At 51.4% G+C, this 15,857-nt stretch carries 14 protein-coding genes and 1 tRNA gene; 5 read left to right on the plus strand and 10 right to left on the minus strand.

All coding sequences use genetic code 11. The annotated features are described in order from the left end of the window. Nucleotides 1–31: 31 nt before the first annotated feature. The 3 genes from ACMAY6_RS08305 to ACMAY6_RS08315 all read right to left on the minus strand — a co-directional run bounded on the left by ACMAY6_RS08305 (nt 32) and on the right by ACMAY6_RS08315 (nt 2,849). Nucleotides 32–1,141, minus strand: coding sequence for a serine hydrolase domain-containing protein (locus ACMAY6_RS08305; RefSeq protein WP_435210919.1), 1,110 nt, complete (start codon nt 1,139–1,141; stop codon nt 32–34). 523 nt (nt 1,142–1,664) lie between these two features. Beyond that, complete coding sequence (locus tag ACMAY6_RS08310) at nt 1,665–2,090, minus strand: hypothetical protein (protein WP_435210920.1); 426 nt, start codon at nt 2,088–2,090, stop codon at nt 1,665–1,667. A 309-nt stretch (nt 2,091–2,399) separates the two neighbouring features. Then, entirely contained in the window at nt 2,400–2,849 is a 450-nt protein-coding gene (locus ACMAY6_RS08315; protein WP_435210922.1) for a hypothetical protein, read from the minus strand. A 611-nt stretch (nt 2,850–3,460) separates the two neighbouring features. On the opposite strand from ACMAY6_RS08315, the gene ACMAY6_RS08320 reads away from it, so the two are divergent. After that, on the plus strand, nt 3,461–4,105 hold the full coding sequence (locus ACMAY6_RS08320) for an MSMEG_1061 family FMN-dependent PPOX-type flavoprotein (protein ID WP_435210923.1): 645 nt from the start codon (nt 3,461–3,463) through the stop codon (nt 4,103–4,105). Between the two features lie 119 nt (nt 4,106–4,224). Here ACMAY6_RS08320 and ACMAY6_RS08325 read toward each other — a convergent pair whose 3' ends face one another. The 4 genes from ACMAY6_RS08325 to ACMAY6_RS08340 all read right to left on the minus strand — a co-directional run bounded on the left by ACMAY6_RS08325 (nt 4,225) and on the right by ACMAY6_RS08340 (nt 7,206). After that, nucleotides 4,225–5,673: a hypothetical protein gene (locus tag ACMAY6_RS08325; protein ID WP_435210925.1), complete on the minus strand. Its 1,449-nt coding sequence runs from the start codon at nt 5,671–5,673 to the stop codon at nt 4,225–4,227. Nucleotides 5,674–5,725: 52 nt separating this feature from the next. After that, a complete protein-coding gene (locus ACMAY6_RS08330) occupies nt 5,726–6,184 on the minus strand; it encodes a BLUF domain-containing protein (RefSeq protein WP_435210926.1) in 459 nt (152 codons plus the stop codon). A 163-nt stretch (nt 6,185–6,347) separates the two neighbouring features. Next, entirely contained in the window at nt 6,348–6,818 is a 471-nt protein-coding gene (locus tag ACMAY6_RS08335) for a hypothetical protein (protein ID WP_435210928.1), read from the minus strand. Between the two features lie 300 nt (nt 6,819–7,118). Beyond that, nucleotides 7,119–7,206 (minus strand) — tRNA-Leu (locus ACMAY6_RS08340). A gap of 111 nt (nt 7,207–7,317) precedes the next feature. On the opposite strand from ACMAY6_RS08340, the gene ACMAY6_RS08345 reads away from it, so the two are divergent. Next, a complete protein-coding gene (locus ACMAY6_RS08345; protein ID WP_435210930.1) occupies nt 7,318–8,667 on the plus strand; it encodes a sodium-dependent transporter in 1,350 nt (449 codons plus the stop codon). A gap of 511 nt (nt 8,668–9,178) precedes the next feature. On the opposite strand, the gene ACMAY6_RS08350 is transcribed toward ACMAY6_RS08345, so the two are convergent. After that, a complete protein-coding gene (locus ACMAY6_RS08350) occupies nt 9,179–10,186 on the minus strand; it encodes a MerR family transcriptional regulator (protein WP_435210931.1) in 1,008 nt (335 codons plus the stop codon). 209 nt (nt 10,187–10,395) lie between these two features. Between ACMAY6_RS08350 and ACMAY6_RS08355 the strand changes: the two genes are divergently transcribed. Next, nucleotides 10,396–11,688 carry a sigma-70 family RNA polymerase sigma factor gene (locus tag ACMAY6_RS08355; RefSeq protein ID WP_435210933.1) on the plus strand — a complete coding sequence of 431 codons (1,293 nt, stop codon included), beginning with the start codon at nt 10,396–10,398 and terminating at the stop codon, nt 11,686–11,688. A 41-nt stretch (nt 11,689–11,729) separates the two neighbouring features. On the opposite strand, the gene ACMAY6_RS08360 is transcribed toward ACMAY6_RS08355, so the two are convergent. Beyond that, a complete protein-coding gene (locus ACMAY6_RS08360) occupies nt 11,730–12,623 on the minus strand; it encodes a TIGR01777 family oxidoreductase (RefSeq protein ID WP_435210934.1) in 894 nt (297 codons plus the stop codon). Nucleotides 12,624–12,705: 82 nt separating this feature from the next. Between ACMAY6_RS08360 and ACMAY6_RS08365 the strand changes: the two genes are divergently transcribed. After that, nucleotides 12,706–13,572: an NAD-dependent protein deacetylase gene (locus ACMAY6_RS08365; protein ID WP_435210936.1), complete on the plus strand. Its 867-nt coding sequence runs from the start codon at nt 12,706–12,708 to the stop codon at nt 13,570–13,572. After that, nucleotides 13,565–15,010 (plus strand): cryptochrome/photolyase family protein, encoded by a 1,446-nt coding sequence (locus ACMAY6_RS08370; RefSeq protein WP_435210937.1) that lies wholly within the window; start codon nt 13,565–13,567, stop codon nt 15,008–15,010. The genes ACMAY6_RS08365 and ACMAY6_RS08370 overlap by 8 nt, the downstream gene beginning before the upstream one ends. Here ACMAY6_RS08370 and ACMAY6_RS08375 read toward each other — a convergent pair. Continuing rightward, nucleotides 15,007–15,810 (minus strand): cyclase family protein, encoded by an 804-nt coding sequence (locus ACMAY6_RS08375; protein WP_435210939.1) that lies wholly within the window; start codon nt 15,808–15,810, stop codon nt 15,007–15,009. The genes ACMAY6_RS08370 and ACMAY6_RS08375 overlap by 4 nt on opposite strands. Between the last annotated feature and the right edge of the window lie 47 nt (nt 15,811–15,857).

Below are 15,857 nucleotides of genomic sequence, written 5' to 3' on the forward strand. Positions count from 1 at the left end.
ACACAAACATAAATACACAAGTCGGCAGTCTTCAATCATCGATAGCTGACGTCACTCTTGCAATTATCTCCGCCGCCGTAAAGAACGGCCGGTTGGGGAGAATATTCCAGCCAGTGACAACAATCACTAAATCTAAGTCTGGCAGGAAAATGGGACGCTGCCCACCAAACCCCTTCCCTAGGTAAGCCGTGAATTCTTTGCCTTGATACTGATAGGACTGTGACCACCATTTGTAGCCATAGCCAATGCCGCCGATGTCGCTAACAATGAAGGCGGATCGCAGCGAATCGTGGACCCACGCTTGAGGGATTATGCGTTGGCTCTGCCATTGACCATCGTGTAAGAAAAGCGAGGCGACTTTTGCGATGTCTCTCGTTGAAAGAAACACCCCTTCTTGAGTGTCCGCCAATCCAAAAGGTGTACGTTTCCACGCGTAATGCTCTATTCCCAGAGGGCCAAATAAATGCTCAACCGTATAGGTTTCGATATCGACACCTGTTGCCTGCAGAAATATTTGACCCAATACCAAGCTCGCACCACTGTTGTAGTTGAACTCTGTACCTGGCTGAGCTGACATCGGCTGATCGAGGGTATAACGAACCCAGTCAGGGGAACGGGCCATAATGGTGAACGTATTCGCAGGGTCAGAGTACGGCACTCCTTCGTCCCAACTCAATCCGGCAGACATCGACAGTAGATCCCGCAGGGTCATCGCACGCTTCGCTTCGTCCACGTGTAAGATTTTTTTCTCATCAAAGAATGACAATACAGGCGTATTTAAGTCTGGAAAATCTCCGCGACTTATCGCGATGCCAATTACCGCAGAAACAATCGACTTGGTAACCGACTGCATCGAGTGAAGCTCACTCCTTTTAAAGTAAGGATGCCAAAACACGTTGAAGTAGTTATACGGGCCGCTCCAGTTCTGTACGACTAAGGGACCGGGCGTCCTAGCTGCCTCACCATAAATGTCTTCGTAATCGTGCTGATAGTACTGCTCGAAAGCAATGTGGTCGTGCCGGATAACTAAAAAAGAATCAATCCAGCCATACCGCCCTGACACAATGTCAGAATGAATGTCTTGTAGCTGGCTACCTGAAAGGCCAAGGGAGGCTGGTTCAGCAACTTGCCATTCTGACATTAGGTCAGATGCTGAGGTGGCAGTTTCCATGGATAGAGTTTGTGGTGATTGCTCTGAACAACCAAGCAAGCTAACTAAACATAAGAATGAGACGAAAAACCTCATAGCCAGTTGCGCCTTTCTGAATGAGTTCTCAATGTAACTGATTCGGGCTGTGTGGGACCAAGATTATCTACCTCGCGATAATCTCATCATTTTTCATGCGTCTGAGTGCAAACTGTTGAAGCCCCAAAACGGCTTCTAACGTGGCCCGCCCGCAAGTGCGATAGCGGCCAGAAAAAACGCGAAATTGGCCGCAAGGATAGTGTCAGCTAACATCAGAACCCGATGTAAAATCAGACAGAATCGAGCGAAGATGTAGGTGACTCGATTCAAAGCACCCACAGGCTTGTCGTAAGCAATAGACAACAAACCTGTTTTCAGTTTGCACAACAGCCACGAAAATTTCAGCCCTGTGAGCGCCTCGCAATTTTCAGGAATAACCTGCAGAAACTGCTCACACCCATAGGGCCTCATCGCCGTACTACTTTAAGATAAAGGCCTGAACCACAAGATCCCGTGTGAGCGGATTGAACTTGATCACATCAAGATTCATCGTGCCATTATTAATATTGACTACGTTGCGCATTATTACCACGCCATCTTGGAGCTCCCAAAATCCCTGAAACCTTCCCGACGCACTCCCTTCTTTTGTGAAACCCCGACCCTGACCATCAACAGTACCGCCAGTGCGCGCAGCGTTATACGTAAGGTTATAGGTTACATAGACTTGCCCATAACCCTCCATGCTTCCCTCGGCGCTAACCGTAGTCACCTCTTGTCCCAGCACAACCGACGTCACCGTCATCGCCGCGTCAGGCTGCCTTTTTTCCAAGCCTAACGCTCCGTGTCCATCAGCTAGTACCAAAGATGTGAAACACAACAAAACCCCAAAAATGAAGTACTTCATAAGCCTTTCCTCTTATTCTTAGAATGTGGTCGTTATCTTACTTTTTGAGCCCGGTTGAACATTCGCTCGTTCCTCACCCTACCGCAAACTAGAAGTTATCAACAACAGCAGCTTGGACGAGCAGATTTGGAGTGGCAGATCACTTGGCTTACGTAATCGCGTAGGCAGGAAACAACGTCTTAAGTCCCGCTTTTGCGGGGCAACTAGCCACAGGGCCGATAGAGGGACGAAATGACAAACCAAAGGCTTATGAACACGCTTTGTCCATGTGCGGCGTGTGAGGGAATGTTCTAATAAAGCCGAAGCTTATTATTTGCGCGATTGGCAATAATAGTCAGGGCTCCTTTCGACCTGCGTATCGCCAAAAACCGTGACCAGATTGCCTGTGCCGTCTGGGCGAATAGTAAACGCAGTTTTTGGTGTAAAAACCCAAACTCGATCGCCATTCGAATCAAGCAAGGTTTCAACTTGCTGACGCGGCTTTTCCTCTAACTCGATCCACCCGAGAGTGTCAGCGCGAACCTTGAGTGTTGCAGTGTCAAATATTGAGTAACACTTGAACTGTTCCGCTGCGCCCTTGACGGGCTGCATTAAAATGATCGCCAGCAACAGCAATCTCACCATGAGTGCGGCCCTACCCTGCAGTTGCACTGCACGAGAAAAGCAATGTCGATAAACGATCTCGCGGGGGTCGCTACGGGCCAACCGTTCCAATTCCCAGGGCGCCATATCGAAAAATCGAGGCAGCAAATCCGCCACACTGGCAAACCAGCTACGGCCACAACGGTGCTCACGCCTCTGGCGATCTGTCGCTGTGGGTTTTTGACGGCAAAAAAATCAGCCTCGCGCCAATCCAAACGGCTAACGGCCAAAAGATCTTTATGACCTCATCAACACCCATGTAGGGGCCGCGCTCATCCATGTAAACAAACAGAGCCCAGAAAAACACAAATATAAGCGTCCCTTTCCATCCATAGTGCATTGAGCTGTTGATTAACCGCACTGGATAAATCTCCCGTATCCACATTGGCCGAGGTTAGCAGACTGGCGACGCAAGGTGTGCCATAAGCATTGAAGACCTACAAACATTTGCGTCTGAGTCCGACAACTTTGGTACCACCGCCGTATTCTGCATGACCGCAGTGATTCAGAAAGCCAAGGCGCTTTTAAGACTCTGGCGACGCCAAAGCTCATGGATAAGGTCCAATCGCACGTACCACAGCTGGTCGAATTTCACCGCAGTTTAGCTCAGTGCCTAAAAACCATTGCTCTCTTCATCTCTCCCTACCTCGATAACATCAGTGACGAGCGTAACGACAGTCTTTGTTTGCTATAGTCGTTGTCGTCGTTATCCTCAGGGGTCGCATAACATGACATCAGATACAGCGCATTTAGCACAGTCAGAACGCATAGAAACTGCCAGCGCTCTCGAAGACAATTATGAAGCCCCACTAGAGGTAGCCAAAGCCATCATGCTCGATAGCTTGGATGAGTATCAGGCTGCCTTCATCACCGCGTCGCCTTTTTTGTGTATAGCGACAACCGATAAGCAGGGCCAGCCAACCATTTCACCAAAAGGCGATGCACCTGGATTCGTAAGAGTCATCGATCAAAACACGCTTTTAATCCCTGACCGCATGGGCAATAACAAGCTCGAGACCTTTCATAACCTCATCGAAAATTCCAAAGTGGGCTTGATCTTCTTCGTACCTGGGTACAAGGAAACTTTGCGGGTATCTGGAAACACGACGATTATAAAAAATAAGGAGGCGCTGGCTTACAGCAAGGTTAACGGCAGGCATCTCGACGTAGGGTTGCTCATCAACGTGACGAAAAGCTATTTCCACTGCGGTAAAGCTATCATTAGGTCAAAATTGTGGACCGACGACTATCAGCCTAAAGAAAAGATCATACCCTCCTTTGGGCAAATTATTGGCGAGCAATCAAAGTCTGGGGAAGCCGCATCGGCCATGGATGAGTTAGTAGAGCACGCTTATAGGGATGAGCTTTACTGAGGCAGTAAAATCTCCTAGCGCCCGACATTAAGTTCCTACACTTTTCCCATGGCTGTTCATTTTACGGTGCTAATATGTCACGAGGTATCACTAGCCTCTGGAAAGGTCTCGCCGAGCTTTCATAGACTTTCCCGCAACATGGGCAATTCTCGGAGTAGCTCTACAATTTCACGGTCAGTTACAAAGTTTTGACGAACACCGACGACTCGGATGACTAAACGCTCACTATTCAGGGGCATTAGCACTCCAACCTGAATGTCTCTAAAGTGAAAGCGCTGCCTTACCCACTCCCCCGGTACGCGCTCGACAAGCTCTTCGTAATCCTCAGTATCCCACTCGCAACATATAGCAAGTTCCATAATTTCTTGACCCGGAAATTGCTCCTCTACCAACGCTTGAGCCTTTTGTTTTAGCGTATTTGCATCCTCTCCGTCATAAGCATCCGAAGGCATGTGCCGCTCGGCAACAATTAGATCTTCAAGCGCAACCAGGCCCGCCGCAATACTGTTTGCAATATTATTTTGAATCGTTGTTAGCTGCGCCTTTATCGGAGCCGCGTTTACAACTTTTAGTGGGTAGAGTGCTTCAAGCGTTGCCACTTCGCGCTGTGCCTGCGCAATTCCCCCATCAAAATAAGCGACCGCGCGCCGAGCGGTAGCATCATTGACCATTTGGTTTACCACCCGCTCATTATGCTGCAAACATAGCAGCATAACGCTCATCGCCGCAGGTGCATCCGCATTGAGCTTTGCCAACAACTGCGGCATGTATTGCAGATTTACGTACCATTTATTTTTAAACGCCGCGCTTTTATTAAGAAGAGGTTGATACTGCTGGTCCCACTTTTGAATTTGACGCAAGTACCCATCGGCATTGTCGATAGTCTGCTGGACTCGTCTGAGCTCAGTGCTACTAATTTGATTTGTTAAAAGCCAAACAGTTTCTAGGTCTGGCTGATCACTTTGTGCACTGCTCATTCTTTGTAACAGCGGCAATGCGTAAGCAATTTCTGTAGCCATGCCCTCAGCGGTTGCAAGGTCAGTCTCAAAGTTTGGATATTCACTGAGATCGTTTGCAGCTAATGCAGCTTGGGTATTTGCCTCTTCCGCGCTTTCGCTGGAGGCTATAGTATTTCGAGCAGCAGTGACCCTCTGTTGAAGCGCCACAATGTCAGGGTGATCGGGTGGCGCACGGTTTAAAACCTCCTGGACCGAATCAAGGCGTTGCTCCAACCATCCATAGGCATTCATCTGACTAGAGCCTGCGCCCGTGGCGATGCCCATTTGGGCCATAAACGCAGATTGCTCCTCTGGGCTGGCGGCCTCGAACTGGGCCTTCAACTGCGGATTTGCGTTGAGCATTGACTGAAATTGAGCCAACAGAGCTTGCTGCTGCGCCGAGGGACCGGCTTGTACTTGAGCCGAAAGCTGGCCCAGTTCTCGCTCTATCTCTGCCATATTTTGTGTTTGCCGCCGGACGTCGTCCCGAACGCCATAAGGTAATTGTTCGGCGGTAGCCGACAAAGCAACAAACGTTAAAAAAATGGCTGTGACGGCTCTGATTAACATAGCATTGGCCTCTGAGAACGTGCTTTCAGAATACCTATGCGGGAGATATTGTCTAGGCGTGCCCCTGCACCTTGCTCAGCATGAGGTTCAAGGCCTCAACACTCTTCTGGTCTTGCGCTGTTTCAAGAGCATCCTGAAGGACCTCTTGAATGTTCTCGGCGTCCACTAGCTCCATATCCCAACTCGGGAAGATACGCTCGCGAACCTCTTCATCAGTGCTCAATGTCACCATCATTTCATGCCGACGATCCGATTCGATTAGCTTGATTAGTTCCAAAACCTCCGTCTTGGGCCCCTCAATCCACTGAAAAAACACCCCACTACCAAAAACCAAAATTCCAGTAATTCCAAGCACCGCATTACGGCGACGTGAAGCCGCAATAATAGCGTCAACGTCGGCATCACCCACACCAGTGGTCACTTGACTGCAATAAACCAGACTGAAAAATGGGCTCTCCTGATAGAGATCATCGGCGTTCGTGTATTGTGGCTGCGTTGTCTGTTTATTCATTTCTTTAGCATAGCGGGCAAAGTGTTCGAGGAATAGCAAAAGTTAGGCGTACTAGGCCGTCGTCGAGAGCATCCATCGACATGACGGCACATTTATCGAGGCAGTAAGTCATAAGTCGGATTTTGCAGAGTTCTGTAACCTAGTGGTGCACCTGAGGGCAAGCTCAAAAATTCATGCCAACCGTCACCCCAATTACGCCTACCTTTTCATCAGCCACGAAATCTACCATCGCGTGCGGAGAAACGATTAAATGGCCAACTTCGAGCTCATATAGAACTCCCGTGCGAAATAAAAACTCGCTGCCGGTTTCCGTCCCATCCACATGTTCATGTTGGGCCCACTCAACACCAGGACCGGCATAAACAGCCCATCGATTAAAGCGGTACCCCAGGGTCACTGCGACAATACTAAAGTCTAAATCGCCAAACGCATGCTCTACAGCGGGCGTGATAAACCAGCTCTCACTGAGCCTACGTTCGTACTCCAAACCCAGCGTACTTGCCCGCTGCCGACGGCCCTCACTCGTTACGCCGAGAAAGGCAGACACGCTGTTCAAGTGATGCTCTGGTTCGGCACCCTTAACTGGAGCGACCAGCGCCAGGCTGATCAATGCCAAAATCGCTGCGTTTCTCATTAAATGTTACCGATTCTAAGAACCGCCGAGTCTATACGGGAGATGCGATGAGATTTTTAGCAAAAAGCGTCAGCGACGTATTTGTGCCAAAAGGCTAACGTTGGCTTATTAAGCGCCGCAAAGGCTAGCACCAACCCACCAATAGAAGAAAAAACACTGTAAAAAGCCAGAGCGCGTTCGCATAGACGCCATAGTATTGGATCGCAAAAAAGTCTCTGTCCCCCATTGCCAAAAGCGAAGTTTGAAAAAAACACCGTTGCTGCAATCTGGTGCTTATCGTATTTTTGTGCGCTTTTGTGATGGTGCCCGGAGCCGGACTTGAACCGGCACGATCGCAATGATCGGGAGATTTTAAGTCTCCTGTGTCTACCAATTTCACCACCCGGGCAGTGAAGAGGCGCGAGGATAACATGGTATCTGCGCTTGGGGGATCTGCAATGCATCTTCCGTAGTGGTAAAGTCGCGCTTTCTATAAAAATAACCTTCTGAGAGGCAATACGTGGCGGCAAATCGTGGTCAATTTGGTTCCCGTCTGGGCTTTATATTCGCCGCAGCAGGCTCTGCGGTCGGCTTGGGTAATATCTGGGGCTTTCCAACTCAAGCCGCCAGTAACGGCGGTGCCGCCTTTCTCCTGGTCTACCTCATACTGGCCTTTGCGCTGGCTTACCCCGTACTGATGGCAGAACTCATTTTAGGGCGTTATACCCACGGCAATTCAGTGGCCGCACTATCAGGCATTGCAAGGGGCCCCGTTACAAAAGTTATCGGCACAGGAACAGGTCTGCTGGGTATTTTGGTAGCCAGCATGATTCTGAGCTTCTACGGCATCGTCGCCGGCTGGATGCTTGGGTACACGCTGTCATACCCACTAGACGTTGTGGGTGCCAGCAGTGCAGCTGATTGGTTAACGGGCTTTACAATGCCCCGAAACCTCATTCTGATGGCTGTGTTTATGCTCATGACCATCGCCATTATTATGGGGGGGGTTAAAGAGGGGATCGAGCGATGGTCGTCACGACTCATGCCCACACTAATCATTACTCTGATCGCCCTCGCCGCCTACGTTCTTACCCTTGAAGGTGCCATGACTGGACTGCAGGTTTACTTGATTCCCGACTTCAGCAAAATCTTCTCTTCTCAGCTCATTTTGTCGGCTCTAGGTTCTGCCTTTTTCTCTTTATCTCTGGGCGTCGGAACCATGTTGGTCTATGGCTCTTATATCTCTGATAAAGAGCATCTGCCGTCTATAGGCGCACAAGTCGCCCTCATTGATGTCGGTATTGCGGTGCTGGCGGGCTTTTTAATTTTACCCGTCATGTACGTTGCCGCAGAACGCGGCGTGGAAATTTTTAGTGCCAGCGGTGCCCTCCTTTCCGAGGACACGCTCATATTGACCGTGCTTCCCGAGTTATTTGCGACCATGGGCACAGTCGGCGTTGCCCTCGCTACGGCGTTTTTCTCTCTGATGACTATCGCTGCGTTAACGTCGTCAATTTCTATCTTAGAAGTCCCCGTCGCCTTCATCGTCGAGCGCTTTGATTGGTCGCGCAAAAAAGCCGCAGTGGTCGCGGGAGGTCTAATTGCGAGCATGAGTGGCGCGATTATTCTCGATTTTGAAAATTTATTTGGCGCCGTCATTGCCCTAAGCACCCGCTACGGGCAGCCGCTGCTAGGGCTCTTGCTGTGCGTTTTTGTTGGGTGGGTCTGGCAACGTAATACGCTACTGGCAGAGCTTAAGAAAAATGATCCCCATGTGGCCGAGGGCCTTTTTTGGCGCATTTGGCCTGTTTACGTGCGCTTTGTGTGCCCCGTCATCATTGCCATAATTTTCTATCGCTCACTCGTCTGAGCGGTTGCGGTCTAGCCCAGCTGCCACCCTGCCACTCGCAAACAGGAGCCCGTAGGCGCCACTACCAATCATAAACACAAGGGCCACCCAATCTCCCGTTTGGCTGTACATGTAGCCACTGAACGCGAACATCGCTGCGCTTATTATTATCGCTATGTATTGCATAGAACGGTTTGCCTGTTTGGGAGCATTAGAGGTCCGTGTGTTGTTCTTTACGATACCAGCCCAGCTTCGCAACTCATATTGCCATCACGGAAGCAAACCTACCCTGCCTTTTCACAAATTCATCGAGGCCGCAGCACGTCAAGGGTGCAAGCGCTGTGTCACTACCAGAGCCCTCGCTTTTTTGAGCCCAACGCCAAGCTTACGGCGAGGGTTTCTGTGAACACAATCTGCCGCCTCAAGCGCTATGCACGAGACAGACGTGGCTCCTATTAAGCCAGCCTACGTAGAAACCACACTGCGTCTCCAAGGAGAGCGTGACTAATACGGCCGGAGATGACCCCTGCGTTTAACTAGAGAGTTCACGTAGCAGTGAGTGGTACTCCATGCCTCGCTCATCTAAGACACCCTTTAAGGCTTTTTCCATGAGGTAACGCGCTTGATTCGTATAGGCATACATGCAGGAATGCACCGCAGCGTCTGTCCAGTTGTCGACAGCGCACTCGGTTGTGTATTGCTCAAAATGGTTGAGCATATTGATTAACTCGACGATATGATTGGGACACTCGCAATTAACCAGTCGTTTGAGCTGCGCCGCCGCAGCCAGTTCACTGTCTGAATACATGCGAGCTTTAGGCTTAACGAGGTCTCCAAGATCGAACTCGCCTTGACGGGTATCATTTTCAACTGAAATTCGACCCATCTCGTAGGCCAGTCGCGCGGGCTCCATCGGAAATGCAATAGCCTCAGCTCCCTGTCGATTAAGCTCAGAAATCCACCGATCATTGGCCATTCGGTACGTCACGATTACGTTAGGTGAACCCAGGCGGGTTTTAAGTTGCTGCACCAATTGAATTTGGGTCAGTGAAACTGCGGGACAATCGAGCACCAACAGGGCGACTTCCTCATCACCTACATCGAGAGTGCCAGCGATTTCTGCGAGGGGTTGACGTGACAGAAGCGCGCTGACACCCGAAATACACCCCTGGTGCCCATCTAGCCAGCTGCAAAGCTCTGCTCCAACAAACACGACTCTAGGCTTAGTTGCTGGCACCGCACGCTCAAGATGCTTACCGCGGCCCTTGATCAAAAGCTCCAATGTTTTTCGCTCTGAGGAGGCAACCTCACCAATTCTTGCCCCGTCGTTGACCAAGGCGGCAATCAACTGCAGATGCTCTAAATCGGCTTGAGTGTACTGGCGTCGCCCAGATGCCGACTTATAGCTAGCGCCCAACCCATATCGCCGCTCCCATACCCTCAAAGTGTCAGGCTTTAAACCGGTCAAACGGGCCACGGTTCCAATGCCATAAAGTGGCCGGGGTTCTAACTGAGATACTGCAGTAACGGGGGCATTCATCGCGTAACTCTCCATTATTTTGTCTGGTTTTGTCCAAGGTTACGCTGTAATCCCACCAATAGATCTGCTTTTTCTGGACAAAACTCTTTGGCTAGCACTGATTGTATATGTTTTGTCTAATATCAGGCTGGACAAACCGCTGTTTAGAGGGATCTTTCTAGGTCCAACACCCCGTATAGTTTTGCATCTAACGGGGGAGTACAGAGCGCATGAAAGGATCAGACCAAGCTGACGACCGCGATCTCGAGTTAATGTTCGCAGAAGCACGGCGGTACGCCCTGCTCACCGCAGACGAAGAACGGGAAATTGATGGGCGCAAGTGGCAGGCAGTGTGGGCATTGCAAGGACTATTCGCTGAGGTGCCCGAGCTAACGCAGTACACAGCCGTATTTCTGCAGCAGTGCGGCGCCAATCCGCCCGAAATTGGGCGCTTCTCAAACAGGGATCAGCATTTTGTACTGCGGCGAGAACTGACGGATTATTTTGCCGATGGCAAATCCCACGAGCTAGCGACGGTCGCCGCAAGAAAACTGAGAACGCTTAAGACAACACAGGCGCGCTTACCTCATCTCACCAGGCTGAAGCTGCCTGCCAGCCTCACGGTGGGCATGTCCGTGGCAATGTTGCGTAGAGCCGGGGGACAATTTCCCGACAGCGTCGCCGATGCAATCGCCAATTGGGAGCGGCAGTGGCAGCCCCCGATCAGCGGCCACGTTTTAGAGCGAGAAGTGATGAAGTCTCTGCGCCGAGAGCTGCGCATGTACACCGAAGCAAGAGACAAACTGGTCATGCACAACCTTCGCTTGGTTTACTCAATCGCGGGTCGGTACAAGGGCCGAGGCGTGTCTTATCTCGATTTGGTTCAGGAAGGCACACTAGGTCTCATTCGCGCCGCAGAGAAATTTGAGTTCGAGAAGGGCTTCAGGTTCAGCACTTATTGCTTCAACTGGATCACGCAAGCGGTGCGTCGCTATGTCGGCGATGTGGGAACACTCATTCGACTGCCGACCCATGTTCAGGAACAGATGGGTAGACTCTACAAAGAGAAGGCTATTGAGCAGCTGAGAACCGGTGTAGAACCCGATGAGGAGACCCTAGCGGCAAAGCTTGGAATGGATGTGGCAAAAACGCGCCAACTTCTTCAAATGCGCAATCTAGGTGTTTCTTTAGATGCCCCTCGATTCGATGACGACGAAGGCACCCTGCTCGATACCCTGTCGGGAGATCCCTACGGCGGTACCGAGGACTCAGCGGAGCAAGCATCTCTGCATAAGTTTTTGGGAGGGGCTGTCGACTCCTTAGAGCCTTCTGAGCAACGAGTCATTGTCGCCCGATGGGGGCTGCACGACGGCCCGCCACTGAGCCGGGCGGAGGTGGCAGACAGTATGGGCGTGAGTCGAGAGTGGGTTCGACAGCTAGAGCGCTCGGCATTGCGCAAACTAAAAGCGAAGGACACTGTAAAAGCTGCTTACGCAGATTACAGCGAAGCCAGCAACTATTGAGCATAGCAGGGTCGTTTAGCGGGCCCCCTTCCGCGGGCGCCCTACTTTTTACTGCGAGCCAAAATGTCAATCAGTGCGCTGTCCAAACTAGCGAACCGAAAGTCGAAGCCGGCATCTAGCAATTTATTGGGGGTAACGCGTTGCCCCTCCAAGAGGAGTTCATCCGCCATTTCACCCAACAGCAAACGCGCTATCGAGGCGGGAAGCCCAAAGCTGAACATGGTTGGCTTTCTCGCACTCAGTACGCGGGCAAATTCTCGGTGAGTGATCGGTCTGGGTGCCACCACGTTGTAAGCACCCTGAACCGATGGATCGGCGCACAGGAAAAGAATTGCGCGCACCACATCGGCCCGGTGGACCCAGCTGAGCCACTGATCGCCATCGCCCATCCACGTACCAACACCCAATTTGAAAGACCGCATCATTTCTTGGAGGGCACCCCCATTGCGGTCAAAAACGACGCCCAAGCGCAGGGTCACGACGCGAGTGTCAGTACCTTCCAAGACACTGGCAGCACTCTCCCAGGCTTGACAAAGTTGGGCAGAAAAACCACTTCCTCCGGGAGACGTTTCGTCAAAAAATTGATCGCGGCTAGAACCGTAAAAGCCTATCGCACTGCCAGAGATGAGCAGGCTTGGTGGATTCGATTGAGCGCGCATCCATTGGACCAACTGCTCTGTAAAACCGGCACGACTAGCTACCATTTCAGCCTTGTAACCGTCGCTCCAACGACGCCCAGCTAAAGACGCACCGGCGAGGTTTACCACTATGTCGACGGCCTTTTCTACCGACGCTAAGGATTGCACATACGTCACACCGGCTCGCTGCGGTTGCTGGTGACGCGACAATACCGTGACTGAAAAACCCCGTTTCAAAAACTCAGGAACCAGAGCCGAGCCTATGAATCCCGTACCACCCGTTACCAGCATGTGCATAGCTTCAACTCCAAACCTTTGCTTCTTCACCACTGGCAGCCAAAACACTCAACCAGCGTGGATATAAGACCGTATACGTGTCATGGATAAAATAACGTCACAACTCGCCCAACTTTTTTCGCAGCACCCTCGCTGGCTGGTATTAACTGGCGCCGGCATCAGTGCTGATTCAGGCATACCTACCTATCGGGATAATAAAGGTACTTGGCTACGCAACCGCCCAATCCAGCATCAGGAATTCATTCAAAGTTTTGAAGCCCGACAACGCTACTGGGGGCGATCAATGGTTGGATGGCCTAACATTCGAGACTCGCAAATTAATGCTAATCATCGGGCCGTAGCCGATTTCGAACGCTCTGGCAGAACAACCCTGGTAGTCACCCAGAATGTCGATCGATTACATCAATCTGCTGGCAGTCAGAATGTTGTCGATCTCCACGGACGTCTAGATCGCGTCGTCTGCCTAGACTGCGGGGCCGGCTACGACCGCCAACGGGTTCAAAGCGAGCTAGAAAAACTCAATCCACAGCATCGTGGTTTTGAATTGGCAGCTCGCCCAGATGGTGACGCTGACCTATCGCCAGATCAGGTTACTAACATCACAGTGTGGGATTGCGAGGCCTGTGGCGGCATGCTCAAACCCGATGTCGTTTTTTTCGGAGGCACCGTGCCCCGAGAACGTGTCAAACGCTGTCAGGATGCGTTGACCGAGGCTGATGGGCTGTTAGTTATCGGAAGTTCCTTACAAGTGTTTTCGGGCTTCCGCTTTTGCCGGCAGGCGATCGATCAAGGAAAGCCTCTCGTGGTACTTAACGAAGGCAAGACCCGCGCTGACGCCATCGCCAGTCTGAAGATTAATGCTGGGGCACTCGGACGCTTTCGCGACATCACCACGTCCCTATTACCACTTACCGAACATTTAGATCACCAAGGAATTAACCATGGCTAATGCTTCACTGTACTGGTTTCGACACGACCTGCGTCTTGCAGACCTACCCGGTTTAATCGCCGCCTCTAAGGCTGGCCAAGTGATCCCTGTATTTATTTGGGATGAGGCATTGGGGGGTGATTGGAAAATGGGGGGCGCTAGTCAGTGGTGGCTGCATTACAGCCTCCAGTCATTAGCCGCAGATTTAAGCGCGGCTGGAAGCCGGCTAATTTTGCGACGTGGTGAAACGGTGCAAGTCCTAGCTGAGCTGCTCGCAGAGACTGGAGCGCAGGATATCTTTGCCAGTCGCCAGTACCAGCCGTGGGCAGCCGATCTTGAACAGAAAGTTCGAGACGTCACCGAATCTTCAGGTGGCCAATTCAAACGATATCCTGGAACGCTGCTATTTGAGCCGGAAAATGTAAGAACAGGTGGTGGGACCCCTTTTAAAGTATTCACTCCGTTTTGGCGCGCCTGTCTAAAGCAGCCAGCTCCGGCCCAACCTCAGCCCACGCCCACGCTGCTTAGCCCAGATACCTGGCCCTGTTCAGACGAACTTGCCTCTTGGCCGTTGTGCCCTAAACAGCCCAATTGGGCAGAAAATTGGGAGGCGCTTTGGCAACCCGGAGAGGCCGGTGCCAGTCACGCTTTGAACACATTTTTAGAGAGCCACGTCGATAGCTATGGCGATGGCAGGGACTTTCCGGCCCAGCCCAACACCTCACGCTTGTCTCCCTTCTTAAAATTCGGCGAAATCTCGCCGCGACAAGTTTGGTGGACAGCTCAGAATGCCAAACAAAGCAGTCCCGACGAGGCCGGCTCGATCGATAAATTCCTCTCAGAAATTGGCTGGCGCGAGTTCTGCAATCATCTTGTGGCACAGTTTCCCGCAATGCCTGACAGAGCTTTTAATCCCAAGTTTGAGTATTTTCCATGGCAGACCCACTCGAGCCATTTAGTAGCTTGGCAACAGGGCAATACCGGCTACCCCATTGTTGATGCGGGGATGCGAGAACTTTGGCAAACAGGGTTCATGCACAATCGTGTGCGCATGGTCGTCGCTTCCTTTCTGACTAAACACCTACTGACCCACTGGCGTGAGGGGGAGCAATGGTTTTGGGACTGCCTGTTAGATGCCGACCTCGCCTCTAATGCCTGTAGCTGGCAGTGGGTTGGCGGTTCGGGAGCCGACGCCTCCCCCTATTTTCGAATTTTCAATCCAATAGCTCAGGGAGAGAAATTCGATAAAGCAGGTGCCTACACACGCCGTTGGGTTCCTGAGCTGGCGGAGATGCCCGATAAGTACCTATACAAACCCTGGGAGGCACCCGAGTTAACGTTACGGGCCGCTGGGGTGGAGCTGGGCACAACCTATCCAAACCCCATTGTTGATCATCGCACCGCCAGGGAAAGTGCGCTCGAGGCTTATGCGACACTGAAAAACGTTAGCGTGGCCTAGTCATTTTTTTCGGCGTCGTCATCAATGATGGCGACCGCCCGGGTCCACCCTGCCGACCCGCCCCTGACCTTGTGGGGGAAACAGCTCACGGTGAACCCATGATGCGGCAACGCCTCTAAATTGTGGAGCTTTTCAAGATGACAGTAGCCCACATCGCGGCCCGCTTTATGTCCCTCCCAAATAATACTGGCATCCTTATCCGCTGCGTAGCGCTCGGCAGTGTAACTAAATGGAGCATCCCAGCTCCAAGCATCAGTACCCGTCACGCGGATACCCTGATCCAATAAATATAGGGTTGCTTCGTAACCCATACCGCAGCCTTTATTGACATAATCAGGCTGTCCATAGGCTTTACCAGCCGCCGTGTTGATTAAGACAATTTCCAGAGGCTGAAGCGTGTGGTTAATACGCGCGAGCTCTGCTTCCACATCGGCAGCGGTCACCACATAACCATCGGCTTTGTCACGAAAATCGAGTTTTACCCCCGACTGAAAACACCACTCTAAGGGCACCTCATCAATGGTGATTGCACGTTCTGGGTGCCCGTCTTTGCCATTCATCGTACTGTGGTAATGGTAAGGGGCGTCAAGGTGAGTCCCGTTGTGGGTGCAAAGCTGAACAAATTCCACGGCCCAGCCCTCAGAGTCCGGAAGCTCATCACTTTCTAGACCGTCAAAAAATAGCTTTACCTGCTCGGCACCTGCATCGTGTCGGATATACTCGATTTTGGGCTGCATCATAGGGGGGTCACTAATGACATCGTTTTCGAGATATATCGAAAGATCAATAAAGCGTCGCATAACTGAGTCTCGTATAGTTTGGCTCGTTCAAGGTTAACTGCTGTTAT

The sequence above is a fragment of the Luminiphilus sp. nBUS_16 genome, assembly GCF_051201645.1.
GTDB lineage: Bacteria > Pseudomonadota > Gammaproteobacteria > Pseudomonadales > Halieaceae > Luminiphilus.

Bases quoted from the DNA above. Each gene is read 5' to 3' on its own strand.
- ACMAY6_RS08335 (WP_435210928.1), bottom strand. From the start codon at position 6,818: ATGAGAAACGCAGCGATTTTGGCATTGATCAGCCTGGCGCTGGTCGCT.
- ACMAY6_RS08320 (WP_435210923.1), top strand. From the start codon at position 3,461: ATGACATCAGATACAGCGCATTTAGCACAGTCAGAACGCATAGAAACT.
- ACMAY6_RS08365 (WP_435210936.1), top strand. From the start codon at position 12,706: ATGGATAAAATAACGTCACAACTCGCCCAACTTTTTTCGCAGCACCCT.
- ACMAY6_RS08305 (WP_435210919.1), bottom strand. From the start codon at position 1,141: ATGTCAGAATGGCAAGTTGCTGAACCAGCCTCCCTTGGCCTTTCAGGT.
- ACMAY6_RS08330 (WP_435210926.1), bottom strand. From the start codon at position 6,184: ATGAATAAACAGACAACGCAGCCACAATACACGAACGCCGATGATCTC.
- ACMAY6_RS08360 (WP_435210934.1), bottom strand. From the start codon at position 12,623: ATGCACATGCTGGTAACGGGTGGTACGGGATTCATAGGCTCGGCTCTG.
- ACMAY6_RS08375 (WP_435210939.1), bottom strand. From the start codon at position 15,810: ATGCGACGCTTTATTGATCTTTCGATATATCTCGAAAACGATGTCATT.
- ACMAY6_RS08310 (WP_435210920.1), bottom strand. From the start codon at position 2,090: ATGAAGTACTTCATTTTTGGGGTTTTGTTGTGTTTCACATCTTTGGTA.
- ACMAY6_RS08370 (WP_435210937.1), top strand. From the start codon at position 13,565: ATGGCTAATGCTTCACTGTACTGGTTTCGACACGACCTGCGTCTTGCA.
- ACMAY6_RS08325 (WP_435210925.1), bottom strand. From the start codon at position 5,673: ATGTTAATCAGAGCCGTCACAGCCATTTTTTTAACGTTTGTTGCTTTG.
- ACMAY6_RS08350 (WP_435210931.1), bottom strand. From the start codon at position 10,186: ATGAATGCCCCCGTTACTGCAGTATCTCAGTTAGAACCCCGGCCACTT.
- ACMAY6_RS08355 (WP_435210933.1), top strand. From the start codon at position 10,396: ATGAAAGGATCAGACCAAGCTGACGACCGCGATCTCGAGTTAATGTTC.